Raw genomic sequence first — 998 nt, 5'->3', positions numbered from 1 at the left:
TGCTTTACCTTCCAATATTCACGCTCGAATATATACCCAAGTGAGTTTGAGATACAGGATCCCCTGGCTCGTATGCGTTCCTACTCATTTTATTTGGGCATAGATTAACCAGTGCCTACCCTTTGATATATAGGACTAAAAGTGCATTAACTGGATTAATGTAACATGAGATTCAAACTGTGATAGAGCTCTTGCGTTAATCCAGCTCAAATCAATTCAATCTGCGGTGGCTGTGCTAATATCCACAAAAAATAAAATGGATAGAACATGAAAATCGTAGCGGTGACAGCATGCCCTACAGGCATCGCTCATACTTATATGGCGGCAGATGCACTCATGAAAGCTGCGCCAAAACATAACGTGCAAATTAAAGTAGAAACGCAAGGTGCGATGGGGATAGAAAATCAGCTCACTCCTCACGATATCGCTCAAGCGGATCGGGTTTTGATCGTGTCGGATATTGAGATAGAACAACCAGGCCGATTCGAAGGGACGCGCAAAATTCAAATCCCCATTGAAGAGGTTTTGCTGAACGTCGACAAAGTATTCCTCGTCCACTGCCGCGACTAAATTTGTAGATGAACGAATACCAAATCACCTTTTTCGTCGATAATGCAAATGCCAGTGCGCATGTTGCTCTGCCACTCAATCGAGTGGCAAAAAAGTTCAAAAGTACCTTACATATCATTAATGTAACGCAAAATCGTGTTGCGGAACTCACCAAGTCCGTGGCGATTTTGCAAGCAGGTCTACAACAAGGTGATTTGTGCCAAATCACAGCGATTGGCATTGACGCAGAGCTGGCCTGCTTCGTCATCAAAGACATGATTGCTGAACACTTTACGGTGGTGGGATCTCATATCAACTATGAGTTTTCTAGCCAACTGGCCGAGCGTTTACCGCAAATTTGCCCACCTTGTGAAATCAAATGGCACTACGCCAAAGCGCATACCGAGCTCACCAAGTTTGAATGTCTTAAAGGATTAGCTCAGCTGATC

General features: G+C 44.0%; 2 protein-coding genes. Both read left to right on the top strand.

Going from position 1 to position 998, the window contains the following annotated elements; genetic code table 11:
* Nucleotides 1–267 precede the first annotated feature (267 nt).
* Nucleotides 268–570 (top strand): PTS fructose transporter subunit IIB, encoded by a 303-nt coding sequence (locus R8N49_RS25330; RefSeq protein WP_005463048.1) that lies wholly within the window; start codon nucleotides 268–270, stop codon nucleotides 568–570.
* An 8-nt stretch (nucleotides 571–578) separates the two neighbouring features.
* Nucleotides 579–998, top strand: a 420-nt coding sequence (locus tag R8N49_RS25325) for an HPr family phosphocarrier protein (RefSeq protein WP_318190237.1), incomplete at its 3' end; no start/stop codon positions are given.

Source organism: Vibrio sp. 1978, assembly GCF_033344345.1.
The sequence above is the reverse complement of the archived record's forward strand: the minus strand, read 5'-3'. Positions and strand labels throughout refer to the sequence as shown.